The organism is Pseudomonas sp. RL_15y_Pfl2_60 (assembly GCF_963970595.1).
GTDB lineage: Bacteria > Pseudomonadota > Gammaproteobacteria > Pseudomonadales > Pseudomonadaceae > Aquipseudomonas.
Genome location: NZ_CAXAOE010000001.1, coordinates 875,816 through 893,677, shown reverse-complemented (window position 1 = coordinate 893,677; position 17,862 = coordinate 875,816). Strand labels below are relative to the sequence as shown.

14 protein-coding genes and 1 pseudogene are annotated in these 17,862 nt (G+C 56.2%); 3 read left to right on the top strand and 12 right to left on the bottom strand.

Going from position 1 to position 17,862, the window contains the following annotated elements:
• The first annotated feature begins 46 nt into the window (after positions 1-46).
• On the top strand, positions 47-262 hold the full coding sequence (locus AACY26_RS04215) for a hypothetical protein (protein WP_339511265.1): 216 nt from the start codon (positions 47-49) through the stop codon (positions 260-262).
• A gap of 81 nt (positions 263-343) precedes the next feature.
• Here AACY26_RS04215 and AACY26_RS04210 read toward each other — a convergent pair whose 3' ends face one another.
• The 8 genes and pseudogenes from AACY26_RS04210 to AACY26_RS04180 form a co-directional block, all read right to left on the bottom strand.
• Positions 344-3,406: a multidrug efflux RND transporter permease subunit gene (locus AACY26_RS04210; RefSeq protein WP_339511263.1), complete on the bottom strand. Its 3,063-nt coding sequence runs from the start codon at positions 3,404-3,406 to the stop codon at positions 344-346.
• Positions 3,407-3,431: 25 nt separating this feature from the next.
• Positions 3,432-4,577: an efflux RND transporter periplasmic adaptor subunit gene (locus tag AACY26_RS04205; protein WP_339511261.1), complete on the bottom strand. Its 1,146-nt coding sequence runs from the start codon at positions 4,575-4,577 to the stop codon at positions 3,432-3,434.
• Positions 4,578-4,791: 214 nt separating this feature from the next.
• A complete protein-coding gene (locus AACY26_RS21335) occupies positions 4,792-5,559 on the bottom strand; it encodes a methyl-accepting chemotaxis protein (RefSeq protein WP_445261278.1) in 768 nt (255 codons plus the stop codon).
• 117 nt (positions 5,560-5,676) lie between these two features.
• A pseudogene (locus AACY26_RS21330) lies at positions 5,677-5,835 on the bottom strand (HAMP domain-containing protein); the annotation flags it as partial.
• 776 nt (positions 5,836-6,611) lie between these two features.
• A complete protein-coding gene (locus AACY26_RS04195; RefSeq protein ID WP_339511258.1) occupies positions 6,612-7,706 on the bottom strand; it encodes a DUF1513 domain-containing protein in 1,095 nt (364 codons plus the stop codon).
• On the bottom strand, positions 7,707-8,768 hold the full coding sequence (locus tag AACY26_RS04190; RefSeq protein ID WP_339511256.1) for an imelysin family protein: 1,062 nt from the start codon (positions 8,766-8,768) through the stop codon (positions 7,707-7,709). It abuts the gene before it with no gap.
• A 9-nt stretch (positions 8,769-8,777) separates the two neighbouring features.
• Positions 8,778-10,205: a di-heme oxidoreductase family protein gene (locus AACY26_RS04185; RefSeq protein ID WP_339511254.1), complete on the bottom strand. Its 1,428-nt coding sequence runs from the start codon at positions 10,203-10,205 to the stop codon at positions 8,778-8,780.
• Positions 10,206-10,411: 206 nt separating this feature from the next.
• Positions 10,412-11,767 (bottom strand): imelysin family protein, encoded by a 1,356-nt coding sequence (locus tag AACY26_RS04180; RefSeq protein WP_339511252.1) that lies wholly within the window; start codon positions 11,765-11,767, stop codon positions 10,412-10,414.
• Positions 11,768-11,969: 202 nt separating this feature from the next.
• Between AACY26_RS04180 and AACY26_RS04175 the strand changes: the two genes are divergently transcribed.
• Together AACY26_RS04175 and AACY26_RS04170 are read left to right on the top strand one after the other, a co-directional pair.
• Positions 11,970-12,542 carry a LemA family protein gene (locus AACY26_RS04175; protein WP_339511250.1) on the top strand — a complete coding sequence of 191 codons (573 nt, stop codon included), beginning with the start codon at positions 11,970-11,972 and terminating at the stop codon, positions 12,540-12,542.
• A gap of 9 nt (positions 12,543-12,551) precedes the next feature.
• Positions 12,552-13,439, top strand: coding sequence for a GIDE domain-containing protein (locus AACY26_RS04170; protein WP_339511248.1), 888 nt, complete (start codon positions 12,552-12,554; stop codon positions 13,437-13,439).
• A 25-nt stretch (positions 13,440-13,464) separates the two neighbouring features.
• Here the strand turns inward: AACY26_RS04170 and AACY26_RS04165 are convergent, their stop codons facing one another.
• The 4 genes from AACY26_RS04165 to AACY26_RS04150 all read right to left on the bottom strand — a co-directional run bounded on the left by AACY26_RS04165 (position 13,465) and on the right by AACY26_RS04150 (position 17,812).
• Positions 13,465-15,528, bottom strand: coding sequence for a putative bifunctional diguanylate cyclase/phosphodiesterase (locus AACY26_RS04165; RefSeq protein WP_339511247.1), 2,064 nt, complete (start codon positions 15,526-15,528; stop codon positions 13,465-13,467).
• A gap of 335 nt (positions 15,529-15,863) precedes the next feature.
• Positions 15,864-16,445: a superoxide dismutase [Fe] gene (sodB, locus tag AACY26_RS04160; protein WP_339511246.1), complete on the bottom strand. Its 582-nt coding sequence runs from the start codon at positions 16,443-16,445 to the stop codon at positions 15,864-15,866.
• A 346-nt stretch (positions 16,446-16,791) separates the two neighbouring features.
• Positions 16,792-17,397: a LysE/ArgO family amino acid transporter gene (locus AACY26_RS04155; protein WP_339511245.1), complete on the bottom strand. Its 606-nt coding sequence runs from the start codon at positions 17,395-17,397 to the stop codon at positions 16,792-16,794.
• Positions 17,398-17,401: 4 nt separating this feature from the next.
• The gene (locus AACY26_RS04150) at positions 17,402-17,812 is read right to left on the bottom strand and encodes an ACT domain-containing protein (RefSeq protein WP_339511244.1); all 411 of its coding nucleotides are present in this window, start codon (positions 17,810-17,812) and stop codon (positions 17,402-17,404) included.
• Positions 17,813-17,862 lie beyond the last annotated feature (50 nt).

Genomic DNA, 17,862 nt, shown 5'->3' with positions numbered 1-17,862 from the left:
AGGGTAAGAAAACAGCGTTTGGCAGCGCTATCAAGAGGTTGCAGTAATGAAGTTAGAATTTGCTCGAAGTTTGTTCTTGGTCGGCGCCCTGGGTGTGACGTCCGTGGCATTCGCCGCCTGGAATGAAAATACCCCGCAAGTCATCACCGGCTTCAGCCAGGGCTATTGCCCGCTGCCGGCCAGTCAGCGGACGGATACGCCGGAAAAACCTGACGGCGACCTGCTGCTGTTTATGTTTGGTATGTCACAAGGCATGCGCTAAACCGTCCGAAAGCAGGATCAGTGTTCAACAAAAAGCCCTGCGAGTGCAGGGCTTTTGCATGCTTGGACCTAATGGCTGGGCTTAGGCTGTTACTGGCGCTTGCTCGCCAGCGGTTTCAGGTTTTGTGTCGGGGTGCGCAATCAAGGTATAGACGCAAGGCAGTACGAACAAGGTGAAGAGGGTGCCTACGGTCATGCCCGTGGCAATCACCAGGCCGATATCAAACCGGCTCACTGCGCCTGCACCTGTTGCCAGAATCAGTGGCACCATGCCGAAGACCATGGCAGCGGTGGTCATCAACACTGGCCGCAGGCGAATCGAGGCAGCTTCTTCAATCGCCTGGCGGCGCGACATCCCTTTTTCGCGGCGCAACTGGTTGGCAAACTCGACGATCAGAATACCGTGCTTGGTGATGAGTCCGATCAAGGTCACCAAGCCAACCTGCGTATAGATATTCATACTCGAGAGCCCGAGAAACAGCGGTATCAATGCGCCACAAATCGACAGCGGTACCGTGACCATGATCACCAGCGGGTCGCGGAAGCTCTCGAATTGCGCCGCCAGAACCAGGAAGATCAGCGCCAGGGCGATGCCGAAGGTTGCATAGAGCGCAGTGCCTTCCTGAATGTACTGTCGTGCAGAGCCGGCATAGTCGAATGAGTAGCCTACGGGGGCTTCTTCCTCGGCGATCTGGCGGACCGTGTCGATGGCTTCGCCCATGCTGACAATCGGGAAACCCTGGATGATGGCCGAGTTGAGCTGTTGGAACTGGTTGAGTTGGGTTGGCCGTGCACGATCACTGACTTTAATCAGTGTCGACAGCGGTAACAGCTCGCCACTTTCACTTTTCACGTAGTAGCTGTTCAGCCAGTTGGCGTTATCGCGGTAAGCCCGCTCGACTTGAGCGATAACCTTGTAGCTGCGGCCCTCGATGGTAAAGCGGTTGATCTCGCCCTCGCCGAGCAAACTGGAAAGGGCCGTGCCGATGTCCTCCATCGATACGCCCATCTGCGCGGCTTTTTCGCGGTCGATATCGACCACAACTTCTGGCTTGTCGAAGGCCAAGTCAACATCGAGAAAGGCAAACTTGCCGGATTCCTCCGCACGCTTTTTGATCTTGTCAGTCACCGCCAGCAGCGACTCGTAATCATTCGGCGTGTTGACCACGAACTGGAAGGGCAATCCTTCCCCCGTGCCCGGCAATGAAGGCAGGTTGAAGGCAAACACCTGCAAGCCCGGGATCTGGTCGAGCTTGGCCTGTACTTCGGGCAGCAACTCCATTTGGGTGCGTGAGCGTTGGTCCCAGGGCTTCAATTGAAAGCCGCCAATACCCGACTGCACACCATTAAAGCCGTTGATCTGGAACCAGGAGTTGTACTCCGGAATGTCCTTGAAGATCGGCAGGAATTGATCGGTGTATTTGTTCAGGTAATCGAGGTTGGTCGGTTGCGGGGCATTGGAAAACATGAAGATGATGCTTTGGTCTTCCTCGGGCGCCAGCTCGTTTTTGGTGAACTTGAGCAGCACTGGAATCAGGCACATGACGATGATCGCAAACACCAGCACCACAGCGCGGGTTTCAAGGGTGCTGTGCAAGCTGCGCTGGTAACGGTTTTTCAGTGCATCGAAGATCCTGTCCAGCTTGTGGGTCAGGCCGCTGGGCTTTTCTTCATGACGCAGCAGTTTCGAGCACATCATCGGCGACAGCGTCAGGGCGACGATACCGGAGATGATGACCGCGCCTGCCAGGGTCAGGGCAAATTCTTTAAATAGCGCCCCTGTAAGCCCAGTGAGGAAGCCGATAGGTGCATAGACCGCCGCCAGGGTGATGGTCATTGAGACCACTGGCACCGCAATCTCGCGCGCGCCTTCAATCGCTGCATCGAACGGGGTTTTACCTTCTTCGATATGCCTGTGGATGTTTTCCACCACGACGATTGCATCGTCGACCACCAGGCCAATTGCAAGCACCATCGCCAGTAACGTCAGCAGGTTGATCGAGTAGCCCATGATCTGCATGAAAAACAACACGCCAATCATCGACAGCGGGATGGTGATCACCGGAATCAACACTGAACGCAGCGCGCCGAGGAACAGGAATACCACGATGATGACGATCAGGATGGCTTCGCCAAGGGTCTTAACCACTTCGTCGATCGAGGCCTGGATAAACAGCGTGGCGTCGTAGGCGATCGAGACCTTGAGGTTGGGTGGCAACTGCGCCTCAAGCGACGGCATGATCTTGCGCACTTCCTTGATCACGTCCAGCGGGTTGGCGCTTGGCGTGCCTTTGATGCCGATGTAGACCGAGGGAATGCCATCGAATGAGCTGATCGAATCGTAGTTTTCAGCGCCCATCTCAACACGTGCTACATCACCGATCAGGACCCGGCTATCGCCAACGGTTTTCAGGGGGATTTTAGAAAAGCCTTCGACCGTTTTCAGGTCAGTCTCAGCATTAATGCTGGTGACCACGTATTCGCCCTTGACCTCGCCAGCGGCGGACAGGAAGTTGTACCTGCGCACTGCCGTGTTCACATCACCGGCGGTGATGCCATAAGCCGCCATTTTTACCGGGTCGAGCCACAAGCGCATGGCAAACACCTGGTTGCCGAGAATTTCGGCTTCGGCCATGCCCGGCAGCGTCGCCAGCTTTGGCTGGATGACGCGTGACAGGTAATCGGTGATTTGCGGGTTGGTCAGCTCATCACTGTAGAAACTCACGTACATCAGCGCCGAGGCGTCAGCCGCCTCCTTGGACAGCACCGGGTCTTCGGCGTCTTGCGGCAACTGGTTCTTGACCTCGTTGGCCTTGGCCAGCAACTCGGTAAACAAACGGTCGCTGTCGGAACCAATACGCGCGTAAATCGAAATCACCGAGAAGTTCTGGCGACTTACCGAGGTCATGTAGTCAATACCCTCAGCGCTGGCCAGGCTCTGTTGCAAGGGCTGGGTGATGTAGCCCTGGATCGTCTCGGCATTCGCCCCGGGATACGAGGTGGTGACTGTGATCAGCGCGTTCTCGAGCTGCGGATATTCACGAATGGTCAGTTTATTGAAGGCCTGCAAACCGAGCAGGATGATCAACAAACTGACCACGGTCGCCAACACCGGGCGCCGAATAAAGGGGTCAGTAAAAGCCATGTCTATTCCTTGGGCTAGGCGCCGCTTATTGTTCGGCGCCAGACGTGCTGGCCGCAACTGGGGAAGGGTCGACGATTTTTATGTGCGCGTCGTTATCGAGCTTGAGCTGGCCTGAGGTCACCACCCGTTCACCGGCCTGCAGGCCTTTGAGAATGATGACCTTTCCATCGCGCCGTTCACCAGTTTCAACTACGCGGCGCTGGGCAACCAGTTGGGGCTTGCCATCCTCTTCTTTGACCAAGTTGCCCTGTTCGTCTTTCTTTTCAGTGACCACGTACACCGAATTACCGTAGAGGGTGTAGGTGACGGCTGTTTCAGGAATGACTTTTTGCGCGCTGTTGTCCGCCAACAGCAGTTGCAGGTTGGCGAACATACCCGGCAGCAGTTTGTTGTCCGGATTGTTCAGGGTTGCCCGGACTTGCACGTTGCGCGTGCTGTCTTCGACTTTAGGGTTGATGGCGGAAATGCTTGCACTGAACTCCTGCTCTGGGTATGCCGCGACCTTGAAATTGATCGTTTGCCCAAGCGCAACCTCGGGAACATCCTGCTCGGGGAGAAAGAAGTCCAAGTACAGCCGCGAGGTGTTCTGCAAGGTGGCGATATAAGTACCGGAGGAAAGGAAGTCGCCGACATCCACCTGGCGGATACCAATGGTGCCGCTAAACGGGGCAAGGATGCGTTTTTTTGCCAGCAAGGCTTCGAGCTGAGCGACACTGGCACTGGCCTTGGCGTTCTCAGCCGCGAGCCGGTCGTACTCGCTTTTCGACAGGTTCTGTTGCGCGACCAGTTTTTTCCCGCGTGCAAACTCCACGCGCGCCAGATCAAGGTCTGCTTTGGCGGTAGCCAGGTTTGCAGTCTCGACATCGCTATTCATCTGCACAAGCGCCTGGCCCTGCTTGACCTGTTCGCCTGAGTTAAACAATACGTCCTGCACAATGCCGCTGACTTCAACGGTCAGGTCAACGCCTTGAATTGCCTTGAGCGTGCCAATCGCGGGAATCCGCTGCTGCCAGGGAAGTTCTTCCACAGGGCTGGCGCTAACACTGATCGCCGGCTTGGGTGCTGAGAACATTTGTATTTGCTGGTAGATGGTGTAGCCCTTGTAGCCGCCCAGCGCGAGCACCACAAGCACAACCACGCCTATCATTATTAGCATCCGGCGAAGCAACATGTTGCATATCCTTGGCAGATAAAGGAAGGCCTAAATTTTGGCCAAAGACGAACATTAGTGCCCTTGCGTGGGCAAGTCAAAGACTGCAATTAACAAATGATTTCGGTGTGTGCGCAAACTGGCAAGTTCACCTGTTTTGACGGTGTTGCCAGCATCTTTGGAGCTGAAAAAGGCAGCAGGCATGCCGCCAGTACATGCCTGCTGCGCAGTCAGTTTAGGCGCTCAAACGCTGGGTTACATCGCTGAGGCCAGTTGACAGGCTGTGCAGGTTTTTACTGGCGCTTTCAGTGCGCTGCACGTTCTTTTCATTTTCGCTGGCAATGGTTGTGATTTCGGTCAGGTTGCGTGAAATATCCTCGGCAACTGCGGTTTGCTCTTCAGCCGCCGTTGCTATCTGCCGATTCATGTCGCGAATGGCCTCAACCGCAGCTGTAATTTGCTGCAAGGTAACACCGGCTTGAGTGACTTGTTCAAGGCCTTTATTGCTCAGGTTTTGACCGCTGTCGATAGCACGCACGGCATTACTGGCACCCGTTTGGACGGTGCTGATGATCTGGTTGATTTCAGCAGTGGATTCAGCTGTGCGCTGGGCCAGGGTGCGTACCTCATCGGCCACTACAGCAAAGCCCCGGCCAGCTTCACCTGCACGGGCCGCTTCAATCGCTGCGTTGAGTGCGAGCAGGTTGGTCTGTTCGGCAATCCCTCGAATCACTTCAAGCACTTTGCTGATGCGGCTGCTGTCGCCTTCGAGCTGGCGGATGACCTCGGCGGTGGTGATTATTTCCTGGCTCATATGGGTGATGGTTTCGATGGTCGCCTGCATCACCTGCTCACCTTGTTGTGCTGAGCGATCAGCATCATCGGCTGCATTGGCTGCCTCGCCTGCGTGATTGGCTACCTCTTGCGCGGTAGCTGACATTTCATGCATGGCGGTGGCGACCTGGTCTGTGCGGGAAAACTGGTCACGACTGCCTTGCGCCATAACCTTGGCGATGACACTCAGTTCGCCGCTGGCGCTGTCGAGCTCTATTGTGCTGCGTTGCAGTTGGTTGAAGGTTTCGGCGAGGAAGTCGCGCAAGGTATTGGCTGCTTTAGCCAAGCGACCCAGTTCGTCCTGGCGATTGATTTGAGTGTGTTTGGCAAAGTTGCCATGACTCAGTTGAGCAATGTACTCAATCAGTTGCTGGATTGGCGTGATCAGGTTGCGATTGAGCAACCACAAGCTTACAAGTCCAACAAGGGCGCTGGAAACCAGCATAAAGCCAATGCCCAAGCTCAAGGTCTGGCTGGCTTGCTCGCCGATCATTAACGATTGCTCTTTGCTTTGCTTGGCCAGTTGGCTGACCAGTTCTTCCATCTTTTGGCTGGCGCCGCGATCGATACCTTTGACCGCCGCATCACCTGCTGCGGCATCGGCATCGGCGTCAACAAATGCCTGGAAACCTTTGCGGTAAGCATTGCCCATTGCCAAGTGTTCGCTAATCAATGCGTCCGTTTGGCTTTGCAGTGCCTGGTTATCGGTTTGCGCGGCGTTTTGCGCCAGGCTTTTCAGTATTTGCTGGACGCGAGCTTCTTGGTGTTGAAATTGCTGCCAGTATTTGTCTCGGTCAGCTGGATTTTTGCCCCGCAGCAATACGTTTTTCCATTCCTGCACCTGAATCTTGAATTCAACATTGGCTTCATTGACCAGTCGAGATGAAAGGATTGGGCCATCAATCAGGTTGCGGTAGGACTGCATGCCGCTGGACATGAATGCAAAGCACAGCAGGGCAATAAGCACGATCAATACTAGGCTGCCACTTAACAACGCAAGGATCTGGGCGCGCAGAGAGTGTTTTAACAACATTGGGGTCACCTCAATTCAGGGAGTTTGCAGCAGCTTTGTGCGCTCCATTTTATGAGGTGGTGTAACATCCTTGTTCTGCAATCAGCACATAAAAAGCTTGCTGTGGGCTCTTTCGGCTGCAGCAGTCAATTCTTGAGTGTTTCCGTCTTAAAGAGGCGACCGCCCACCTATTAGGCAGGCGGTGCTATTCAGGCGATACGCAGGTGGTTGTCCCATAAGCCAGCGGGCAATTGCAGGGGCTGCATGGCGATTTTCTCTTCACGGCAGTCGTACAGTCGGCAGCGGCCCTGACCGGAGCTGACCACAAAGCCCTGCTCGACAGCACCAACGCCTGCGCAATCGGGCAGCGGGGCGTCGAGTCTTACCGCGCCGCTGTCTAGATCCCAGATAAATACCCGGTTGCCCCGTGGCGCGGTCATGGCCAGCAGGCGTAGCTCGCTGTTGATCGCCACGCTTGCGGTGTACTGGCGCATGGCTTGGCGTTGCTCTTCGGCCAGGGGGAAATGCTCGAATGGCTTGCCTGGGCGTTTGATCGCCAGCAACGGCACTTTATCCGCCATGTCGCCCATGTATTGCTGGCCGCTGACAATTGTGCCGTCGCTGGCAATCGCTAGATGGCGGACGCTGTTCATGCGTTCGGGGAGCTGTTCCTTGCTGATCAGGCTGCCGTCGCGCTTGAGCAGAACCAGGCTCGGTTCCATGGCGTCGAGATTCATTTCGACCCGGCTCTCGGCCTCGGTTCGAATGCCGCCGTTGGCTACAACCAGCGTCTCGCCGTCAGGCAGCCACAATAATTGGTGTGGCCCGACGCCATGGGTCGACAGCTCATGGTCGCGCTCAAGCTTGGTGCCTTGCACGCGATATACGCTGATGACGCCACGGCCGGGTTCTGACGTGTCGTTCTCAGTCGCATAAAGCCAGTCGCCATCTTTGTGGAAGGCGCCATGACCATAGAAGTGTCGGTCGGCAGGCGAGGTCAGCGTTTGCAGCAGCTTGCCGTCGCGGGTGTCGATCAAGTAACTCTCTGTACTTGGGCGACGACCAACAAACAGGGCCATTGGCAGGCTAGGGTGCGGTACGACGTCGTGGCAACGTTCTTTGACCTGGGTCGCGAATGCCTGGCTGCCATCGAGGTGGTAACCAACTGCGTAGTGCTGGCCATCGCTGCCATCACGGGCCGAGACCAGTAATGGCTGCGAGGTGTTGTTGACCAGTGTCCAGCCGCCGAAGGCGCTAGCTGCAAGTGCGGTGCCGGCTAGGCCGAGGAATGCTCTGCGTTTCATTCAGTCTCCGTCATTGGCATTAAATCCGAGTTGGATGCCCAGGGTTCTTGCCAGCTCACCTTCGTGCAAACGGTGCAACACATTGAGGCTATCGTAGAACTCATTGAGAACGGCGCGGCCGTCTTCTTCCTTGAGTAATTCAGACAGTGGGCGTTGCAGTGCTGCCAGACGTTGACGAGTGTCGAGATAAGCGGCGTCGATGCGTTTTTTCAGTGCGTCTTGATCGCTGCCGAGCAAGCTTTGCATGCCATCCTGATTGGCGCCGTGCCACAGGCGTTCGGCGCTGGCCAGGGTGGCGGCGATGTTGGCCAGGCTTGCATTGCTGCGCCAGGCTTCAGCCTGATAGGGCTGTGGCTGGCCTTTGCTTTGGCGGCCCAGTGGTGTGCCTAGCTTTTTCTTGAGCACATCAATGGCGGTCACCTGGCTACGCAGTATGTCGGCCAACGCCTCTGGTGCTTCAGCGTAGCGCTGGTTGGGGAATTCCTTGAATTGGCTGGCAACACCGTCTTTAGCCTGCCAGTCAGCCAGTACCTCGGCCGAAAGTTTTTGCTGGTGCTTGCCGATGGCACTGATCAACGGGCAATAGCGGTCTTTCTGTTGCGCGTCAGTCAGGTCGATTGATTCGTCGTACAGGATGTATTCGTAGGCGGTCAAACCCTGGACGACTACGCTGGATTTCTCGAGCTCGGCAGCGCTGAGCTGTGGGTACTTCTTCAGCAGACCTTGTACTTGACGTGCGACAAGGTTCTTTTTGTCTGGCCAGAACTGAACTTGCCAGGCCCTGTTGCCTTCGGTAATTGGCCCGACCAGAGCGGTTTGCAGGCCTGCCCATGCGCTTTGCGCAGCCAGAAACGCCTCACGAGCTTGCGGCAGGTCTTGTTTGCCTGCGCAAAACGCCTGGCCACTTGCGGCTAGTTTTTGGTCGGCTTCAGCCCAGGAACTGTAGGCGGGGAGAATCACCCCATCGGCGAGGGCTGAGGTGACTTTCTGCTGTGGATCAGCAGGCGTACAAGCGCTGAGTAAAACGCTCAACAGTGCGAGGGTTAAAGGTGAGCGATTCATGTGCAGCTCCTATAGCGAATTCAGAAAGGCCAGCAGCGCTTTGCGCTCCTCGGCGTTAAAGGCAAAAACGCGTTGTTTGGCCGCTTCGGCCTCGCCTCCGTGCCAGGCAATAGCTTCGAGCAGGTTGCGTGCTCGACCGTCGTGTAAAAACTGGGTGTGGCCATTGACCGCTTGGGTCAAGCCAATGCCCCACAGCGGCGGGGTACGCCATTCTTGTGCAGTGGCAGCAAACTCCGGACGATTGTCAGACAAACCAGGCCCCATGTCATGTAGCAACAGGTCGGTGAATGGGCGGATAGCTTGATTCGCCAACTCTGGCTCGGCTGCATCGGCAGCGGTGGTGAACTTCTCCACATGACAGGCATTGCACTGTGCCTGGTAAAACAGGTTCTTGCCTTTGAGTACTTCAGGGCTGGCGACATTACGGCGCACAGGCACCGCCAGATTACGGCTGTAAAACAGAATACTGCCAAGCAACTTGTCACTGACTTCGGGCTCGCCACCATTGGGGGCTTTCAGGCAATCAACCTGTGCCGCTGTGCAGTCGTCATGTTTCAACAAGCTGGTGGTGAGGCCCATGTCGCCGGAAAAAGCATGGGCATTTTGTTGGTTCAGGGTGGGCTGACCGGCTTTCCAGCCGAAACGGCCCAGCACGCTTTGCCCTAACTCATCATCCCAAACCTGATTGGGCCGGCCCGAAATGCCATCACCATTGCTGTCGTCCGCGTCGGCGTTGGCCAGGATGTCAGCCTCAGGGATGGCTTCGAGTAGGCCCAGGCCAATCATGGGCGGGGCGATACGCGCTGAGAACAGGGTGTCAGGGTGCATGGGGCCGTAGCCGAGTTGGGTGATCGCCAATGTCGGTTTGCGCAGCTCAATTTTACTGCCATCTTTTAGCTCGACGCTGCTCAAGGTATAGCTCATGCGTACCTTGCCTTCCGGGGCAACGCCGGGGTTGGCCATGTCCTGCAATTGGCCGCCGTAGGTTGGCTCGGGAACTACACCGAGTTTTTCAATGATTTTCGCTTGTTCCTCCGTGGTTGCCGGGATCGACAAACGCACCAGCATTGAGGTGGCGGTAACGGCGTCTGGCTTGGGAGGATGTCCGCGGCCGTCCTTGATATGACAGTTTTGGCAGGCGTTGGTATTGAACAGCGGGCCAAGCCCGTCACGCGCAATTGTGGTGGCAGGGGCGATGACCCATGGATTACGGAAGAAGCTGTTGCCAACACTGAAATCCAGGCGCCGCAGCGGCGACAGGTTCGCCGAGGGTTGAGAAAAGGCATTGTGATCTGCCTTGGACACGCTGGTGCTGCCGCCGGAAAGCGCTTCACCGGGTTCTGCCTGGGTGAATTGTGGGGGCTTATCACACCCGCTCAAGGCCAAGGCTAAAACCAGGCCAGCCAGTGGGAGAGTGCGTTGTAGCAGCGCAGACATCAGCAGCTATCCAAGAAAAACTGCGCGCAATAGTACCAGTGCAAGGCTATTTAAATAAGAGCGATTTGCGTTATCAGCACGATTTGGCCGCTCCTGCGCCACTCGGTCGCAGGGTGCTGGGCGAGATTCAGCTGGAAAACGCTGCTGCCGGGCATAAAAAAGCCGGTGCGCTGTTAACGCACCGGCTTGGTCGACAAGCGTCTCGCTTAGAACTCGTGATCGGCGTTGTCTGGGTTGAGGTCGCTGATGCCGAGCTTGCCAGCAGCTTGCTCGATAGCACCGGTCTGCTTGACCAGCGCGGCGATTGAGTCACGTACGATCTGATTGCCTTTGGCGTTGTCAGCCGCGATCAGTTGGTCGTAGTGCTCGCCATTGTTGGCGCTGTCGACCATGACCTGCAATTTGGCTTCGGTATCAGCCAGGTCAGCCTTCAGGGTCTCGTCAGTTTTCGCGTCAGCCTTGGCAACCAGCGAAGACAGGCTTGGGCCGGTCAGCATGGTGCCATCAACTTTCTTGTACTCGCCCAGGTAGATGTTGCGAACACCTTTGGCATCGTAGAAGTGTGCGTTGTGGGTGTTGTCGCTGAAGCAATCCTGCTCGTCTTCAGTCGAGTTGGCTTCCAGGGAAACCTTCATGCGCTCGCCAGCCAGTTCGCCCAGCGACAAGCTGCCCATGCCGAAGAACATTTTACGCATGCCGTTTTTGGCATTGTCTTTTTCAAGGCTGGCGCGATAGTTATCAGCAACGCCAGCTTGCCATTGGCCAACCATTTCATCGAGGTCGCTTACCAGCAGGTCGGCAGCCGCCTTGAGGTATTCACGACGACGCTCGTTGTGGCCGCCAGTTGCGCCTTCGCCAACAACGAAGTCAGTGGCTGGACGCTCACCTGCACCCGGGTTGGTGCCATTGAGGTCTTGGCCCCAAAGCAGGAATTCAATGGCGTGGTAGCCAGTGGCAACGTTGGCTTCGGAACCGCCCAGTTCGTTCAGGCTGGCCAGTACTTCTGGGGTGATTTTGCTGACGTCGACTTTATCTTCGCCAACCTGGATTTCAGTATTAGCCACGATATTGGCTGTTGCACCTGGGTTGCCCAGCGCATGCTGGTAGTCCTTGGCAACGTAGTCGATCAGGCCCTCGTCGAGAGGCCAGGCATTGAGTTGACCTTCCCAGTCGTCCACGACTGCGTTACCAAAGCGGAACACTTCGCTTTGCATGTAAGGGGTGCGTGCAGCGATCCAGGCTTCGCGAGCGGCTTTCAGGTTGGCGTCGTTTGGCGTGGCGAGAAAGGTGTCGATTGCTTTGTGCAAAGCTTTGCCGGTGCTGGCAGCGTCGCTGAACACGGCCAAGGCAATATCTGCATAGTGAGAAACCACTGCTTTGGCAGCCGCTTCATCATATGCATTGGTGTTATCGGTTTTTTCTGCAGCGGCCGCTGGGGTTGCTTGTTCAGATTCAGCAGCAGGGGCAGCTGCCTGAGTGGTAGGCGCCTTTTCTTCGCCACAGCCAGCGAGAGAGATAGCGATGGCCAGGAGGCTGGCGGAGGCCAGGGGCATACGAATCATGACAAAATCCTTTGCAGTTGGTTAAGAATAGTGAGTGTTTGCACTTCTAAGTTCGTAACATAATGCGAAAGATTTGCATTCCGTGTAAAGAGCGTTGCGATTAATTCTTATAAAAAACTCATGCACTGAGTCACTGTGTTGGTAACTCGATGCCGCTAGAATGCCACTACTCGCGCCTTTGCGGTGTTCCGGAGAACCCTTTATGAGCATCACCAGTATTGTGCTGATCGTTATCCTCGTGTTGCTCGCGGGTTACGCAGTGATCTTGTATAACGCTTTGGTGCGCTTGAAACACAGCATCAGTAAAGCGTGGGCCAATATCGATGTGATGCTCAAGCAGCGTCATGAGGAACTGCCCAAGCTGGTCGATACCTGCAAGCAGTACATGCAGCACGAGCGCACCACGCTTGAGCAAGTCGTGGCTGCCCGCCAGGCGGTATCCAGCGCGCGCGAGCGGGGCGATGTAAATGCCCTGGGCAAGGCCGAGACGGGGCTGCGTTCAGGCTTGGGGCAGTTGTTTGCCTTGGCCGAGAACTATCCCGAGCTTAAAGCTAATGAGAGCTTCCAGCACCTGCAGCAGCGAATCAGCGGTTTGGAGAGCGGTATTGCTGATCGCCGTGAGCTGTATAACGAGGCGGTCAACCTGAACAATGTGCGCATTGAACAATTTCCGGACTTGCTGATCGCCCGGTCGATGGGGTTCAAGGCTGGTGAACTGTTGCAGTTCAGTGAAGCTGAAAAGGCTGATGTGAATATCAAGTCGTTGTTCAACTGAGTCTTGGCTATGCACGCGTACTGGCTGAGTCTGCTGGTGAGTGCCGGTGCGGCGGCGGCAGGCGCGTGGTGGTGCCTGCGCTGCATTTCACAAGCCCGGCATTTATTGGACACGCCAACCTCCAAGATCCGTTCTGCCGCGCAAGGTTATGTTGAGTTTTATGGCGTCATTACCGCACAGCCCGGCAGCGCCATGGTCGGGCCGCTAACCGGTAAGCCGTGCGTGTGGTGGCGCTTTCGCATCGAAGAGCATGTGCAAGAAGACAACAAGCGCAGCTGGCGTTCGCTGGAGTCAGGCGTCAGTGATGCTTTGCTGGCGCTGAGCGATGGTACCGGGGAATGCTTGATCAACCCCAAGGGCGCACAGGTGCGCACGACCACTCGGGAAGTTTGGAGCGGCAATCAGCGTCATCCGCGGCTGCCGAGAAAGAACGGCATGCTGGGGTTTCTTAGTATTGGCAAACACTATCGCTACACCGAAGAGCGTTTGCAGGTCGGCCAGCCGCTGTATGCGATTGGTGATTTTCGCAGTTCCGGCGGCGGTCGCCAGGGCTTGGATTTGGCCGCGCAGCAAGGTGCGGTGATTCGCGAGTGGAAGTCTGATTTTTCTGGTCTGTTGCAGCGCTTCGACAGTGATAACAACGGCCAGCTTGATGACCAGGAATGGGCTCGTGTGCGCTTGGCTGCGCAGTTGGAGGCCGAGGATCGTCATAGGCTTCAAAGCCGCAAGCCGGTTCAGCATCATTTGGCCAAGCCGAGAGAAGCGCAACCCTTCGTGCTCTCAACTACAGGTGAAGATGAGCTGGCGCGAGGATTCTACTGGCGAGCGGCTGGCGGTGCGGCGCTCTGCTTGGTCGGTGCGCTGAGCCTTGCATGGCAGCTTGGGCTTCAACACTGAGCCCAAGCTGTAGATCCGCCGGCAGTTATAAGGCTGCCGAGTCAGATGCTGCATGTGTGCGCCGCGCTTGTTTCAGGTACAGGGTCAGTTCGCGAGCCGGTAATGGCTTGCTGTAAAAGTAGCCCTGACCTTCGTGGCAGCCTTCGCTGATGATGTAGGCTTCCTGGCCGGCAGTTTCGACGCCCTCGGCGATGACTTGCATGCCCAGGCTCTTACCCAGCTGGATGATGGCGCGGACGATGGTTGCGTCGTCTTCATCTTCGAGCAGGTCCTGAACAAAGCTTTTATCAATCTTGATCTTGTCCAGCGGCAGGCTCTTCAGATAACTCAATGACGAATAACCGGTACCGAAGTCGTCAATCGCGATCAGTGCTCCGGCGCGGCGCAGGCTGAGCAAGTGCTGAGCGGCGGTGCTGATATCTTCCATCAGGCCGGTCTCGGTAACTTCCAGCTCAAGGCTGCGCGCAGGCAAGCGGTGCATTTGCAGCAGGTTATTAACCATTCTTGGCAATTCGGCGTGATGCAGTTGCACGGTTGAAAGGTTGATCGCCATGCGTAAATGGTTGAAGCCTTGATCGTGCCAGTCACGCAGTTGCCGGCAGGCTTGATCGAGCACCCACTCGCCAATTGCAATGATGCTGCCGTTTTGTTCTGCCAGCGGGATGAACTGGTCGGGTGGAATCCAGCCAAGTTGCGGATGCTCCCAACGCAGCAGGGCCTCGACGCCGACGACATGCTTGGCCTGATAACTGATTTGTGGCTGGTAGACCAGGTGCAGCTGGTTGCCCTCGAGGGCGACGCGCAGGTCTTTCTCCAGCTCCCGTAGACGGCGCATTTCGCTGTCTACGCTGGCGATGTAGAACTGATAACGGTTGCGCGAGCGACTTTTCGCCAGCGTCATGGTTTGCTCCGCTTTTTGCAGGAGTTTTTCCGTGCTGTCACCGTCTTCCGGGAACAGAGTGATGCCGATGGTTGCGCGCAGGTGCACCAGCTGGTCATCGAGGGTGAAGGGGTTGCTTATGTCATCCAGAACGCTTTGCGCCAGCTCGGCTGCTTCATAGGGCTGTTCTATGTCGGCTTGGACCAGGGCGAACTGGTCGCCCCCCAGGCGCGCCAGGACGCCGAGCCGTCCGCCATGGCCTCGCAGGCGGTCAGACAAGGCCAGCAATAACTGGTCCCCCGCTTGGTAGCTGTACTGTTCATTGACGCCTTTGAAGTCATCCAGGCCTACGCAAAGTACCGCGACCCGACGTTGCAGGCGGCCTGCGTCATTCAAAATCTGATCAAGTTGATGTTGCAGCTGCTGGCGGTTGGGCAGACCGGTGAGGAAGTCATACTGGGCCATGCGTTGCAGGCTGTTTTCTGCTTCGTGGCGCAGGCTGGTATTGCGCTCTATGGATTCCAGTAGTTGGTTGGCGGTATTGACCCACACACCCAGCTCGTTGTGCTCATTGCCCTTGATCATCGGCAGCTTGAAGGCGCTCGGGCGATCCGGGTTGATGTCGCTCAGGTGTTCAATGATTTTGGCGAGCGGCTTGGTCAGAAGCCAGTGATAAACCAAATACAGCACCAAGCCCATTGCCAGCGCGCGCAGCACCCCGGAGATAAAGATAATCACCGAATTGGTGATGAAGTTTTCGCCATAGGCCGCAGTATCGAGGGTGATGTTAAGGTCGCCGTAATACTCGCTGTACGGGCCTTTGCCCACCAGTTGGGTTGAGAATTTCTGCGCTTTGCCAAGGATCGGGTCAGTCAGCCAGCGCGTAGCGATTTCCGCCGGTGGCCGCTCGCGCTCGGCAAGCATCGGCTCATTTGGGTGGCCGATCGAAGCCGTTTGCACGGATTCGTGCTGGAACAGGCCCTCGATGACCTGCATGCCCATTTCTCGGTCAAGGCTATACACCGCCTGGGTCGAGGGGTCGCGAAACATTCCGAGGATTCGGTGGGCATCATTTGCAACAGACTGTTTGGTTTTATACGCATCAAAGACAATCTGCGCACAGCTCAGGACCACGCCGACTATTAATGCCGACAGCAGTACGACCCGGAGTAACCTCAGTGACAGTCTGTTTTTCAGTTCCAACTTCAAAAGATAGGTCCTTGTGATGCCGGTTGCCGCAAGGCGCTTAGAGTATTGGCAAACTCAGGGTTGCAGTCAAAAAGCCATTGCTGGTTGAGTGCTTCACGGCTACTGAAATCGAATGTCGCGCATGCTAGGCGTGTTGGCGATAGCTTACTGGTATATCGGTGATAATTGCGCCGGCTTTAATCCATAAAGCAGACTTTCTAGTGTAGTACCTTTGGCTGAGATGGCGTTGAGCCATGATATTTTCAGTACGCTACCGATATCTACAAAATAGTGCAAAAAAAACCCGGCGTTTGCCGGGTTTTTCAAACAAGCACAAGGCTTGTTGTGACGCTGGATTAGGCGGCGAAGTTTTTCGCAACGAAATCCCAGTTCACCAGGTTCCAGAAAGCTTCTACGTACTTCGGACGCACATTGCGGTAGTCGATGTAGTAAGCGTGCTCCCAGACGTCGCAAGTCAGCAGTGGAGTGTCGCCGCTGGTCAGCGGGCAGCCAGCGCCAATGGTGCTCGCCAGGGCGAGGGAACCGTCGGCCTTCTTGACCAGCCAGCCCCAACCAGAACCGAAGGTGCCGATTGAAGTCTTGCTGAACTCTTCCTTGAACTTGTCGAACGAGCCGAATGCGGAGTTGATCGCGTCAGCCAGTGCGCCAGTTGGTTCGCCGCCGCCGTTAGGGCTCAGGCAGTTCCAGTAAAAGGTGTGGTTCCAGATTTGAGCAGCGTTGTTGAAAACACCACCCGAAGAAGTCTTGATGATTTCTTCCAGGGTTTTGCCTTCAAACTCGGTGCCAGGCACCATGTTGTTCAGGTTCACAACGTAGGTGTTGTGATGCTTACCGTAGTGGTAATCCAGAGTCTCGGCGGAAATGTGCGGCTCGAGGGCGTTTTTCTCGTACGGCAGCGGTGGCAATTCAAAAGCCATGGTTAATCTCCTACTCAGGTCATGTGCGGTGAGCGCAAGGCCGATCACGGGCGGCCATACAATACAGACTGTGTGAAAAAGACTGCGTTCGGCGCAAGGTCGACTTAACCCGACAGAAACTACAGATTGACGTGGTGTCAGCTCCGCCTGCCAGTGTTCGCTGCGCTCTCTACATTTTCACATTAAGACTGTTCGCGTCGATGATAACTGTTTTAGAACCTGTTCACCGTATGGGCAGGCTCACAACGACGCTGGCCCATGATGATAGCACCGGCGTTGCGCCATAACCACGCAACAACTGTGTGGGAAAGCATCTGCAACGCCGCTTTGAGCCTGTTGCGATGGCTTAGAACACTTCGCTTAACAGTTGCCAGGCAATACTGAACATCATCAGGGCCACGCCCAGGTCAATCAGGCGCCAGGTAATGGGGCGGGCCAGCCAGGGCGCCAACCAGGCGGCACCAAGGGCAAGGCTCAGGAACCACAGCAGCGAAGCGCTTGCCGCACCCATGACATAGGCACCGGGCATGCTTTGTTGCGCGCCGAGTGAGCCAATCAGCAGCACTGTATCGAGGTACACATGGGGGTTGAGGAGGGTGACTGCGAGCGTTGCCAGAATCACCGCTTTGAGCGAGCGCGGCAAGGGCGATCCTTGCTGGTCCAATGCTTGTGGGCGCCAGGCACGACGCAAGGCCTGGCTGCCATACCAAAGTAGAAAGGCTGCACCACCCCAGCGAGCAATCCCCATCAGTGTTGGGCTCTGGCTGAGAACCGCAGCCAAGCCAAAGACCCCGGCTGCAACCAGAACAGCGTCGCAGGCGATGCATAACAGGGCAGCGGGCAGGTGATGCTCACGGCGCAGGCTTTGGGCGAGGATAAAGGCGTTCTGTGCACCAATGGCCATGATCAGTCCGATCGCCACCAGCAGCCCGTTGGAATAGCTTTGCCACATGCGATTACTCCTGCGTAGCAGCGCGTCGACTCAGTTGTTGTAAAACCTCCAACGCCTGTTGGCCTTGGCTGCTGTCGACAAAAATATGGTCGTGGTAATAGCCGGCAATCACATTGCAACTGATGCCGTGCTTTGCCAGCGCGCTGGCGAATGCAGCAGTGAGGCCGACGGCGCTTAATGCCGAATGAACCTCAAGGGTGAGCCAAGCTGCTATGTAGTCGGTCTTGAGCGAGAGCTGTTGCGCCTGCGCCTGGGAAATAATCACCGTGTGGCCTTCGTGTTCACGAAAGCTGCCTAGCGGTTCGATATCACCCAACTGCTTCAGCGACTCGATACTGCAAAATACATAGGCGCCTGGGTTTAACCGGGGTGTCATGCTGCGCAGCAAGGTTGGCAAGGATGTTTCGCCGGACATGGGCGGCTACCTCTTGATTGGGATAGCCAGTTTGAGTGCTTTGGCTGTAT

Bases quoted from the DNA above. Each gene is read 5' to 3' on its own strand.
- AACY26_RS04215 (WP_339511265.1), top strand. From the start codon at position 47: ATGAAGTTAGAATTTGCTCGAAGTTTGTTCTTGGTCGGCGCCCTGGGT.
- AACY26_RS04210 (WP_339511263.1), bottom strand. From the start codon at position 3,406: ATGGCTTTTACTGACCCCTTTATTCGGCGCCCGGTGTTGGCGACCGTG.
- AACY26_RS04205 (WP_339511261.1), bottom strand. From the start codon at position 4,577: ATGTTGCTTCGCCGGATGCTAATAATGATAGGCGTGGTTGTGCTTGTG.
- AACY26_RS21335 (WP_445261278.1), bottom strand. From the start codon at position 5,559: ATGGCGCAAGGCAGTCGTGACCAGTTTTCCCGCACAGACCAGGTCGCC.
- AACY26_RS04195 (WP_339511258.1), bottom strand. From the start codon at position 7,706: ATGAAACGCAGAGCATTCCTCGGCCTAGCCGGCACCGCACTTGCAGCT.
- AACY26_RS04190 (WP_339511256.1), bottom strand. From the start codon at position 8,768: ATGAATCGCTCACCTTTAACCCTCGCACTGTTGAGCGTTTTACTCAGC.
- AACY26_RS04185 (WP_339511254.1), bottom strand. From the start codon at position 10,205: ATGTCTGCGCTGCTACAACGCACTCTCCCACTGGCTGGCCTGGTTTTA.
- AACY26_RS04180 (WP_339511252.1), bottom strand. From the start codon at position 11,767: ATGATTCGTATGCCCCTGGCCTCCGCCAGCCTCCTGGCCATCGCTATC.
- AACY26_RS04175 (WP_339511250.1), top strand. From the start codon at position 11,970: ATGAGCATCACCAGTATTGTGCTGATCGTTATCCTCGTGTTGCTCGCG.
- AACY26_RS04170 (WP_339511248.1), top strand. From the start codon at position 12,552: ATGCACGCGTACTGGCTGAGTCTGCTGGTGAGTGCCGGTGCGGCGGCG.
- sodB (WP_339511246.1), bottom strand. From the start codon at position 16,445: ATGGCTTTTGAATTGCCACCGCTGCCGTACGAGAAAAACGCCCTCGAG.
- AACY26_RS04155 (WP_339511245.1), bottom strand. From the start codon at position 17,397: ATGTGGCAAAGCTATTCCAACGGGCTGCTGGTGGCGATCGGACTGATC.
- AACY26_RS04150 (WP_339511244.1), bottom strand. From the start codon at position 17,812: ATGTCCGGCGAAACATCCTTGCCAACCTTGCTGCGCAGCATGACACCC.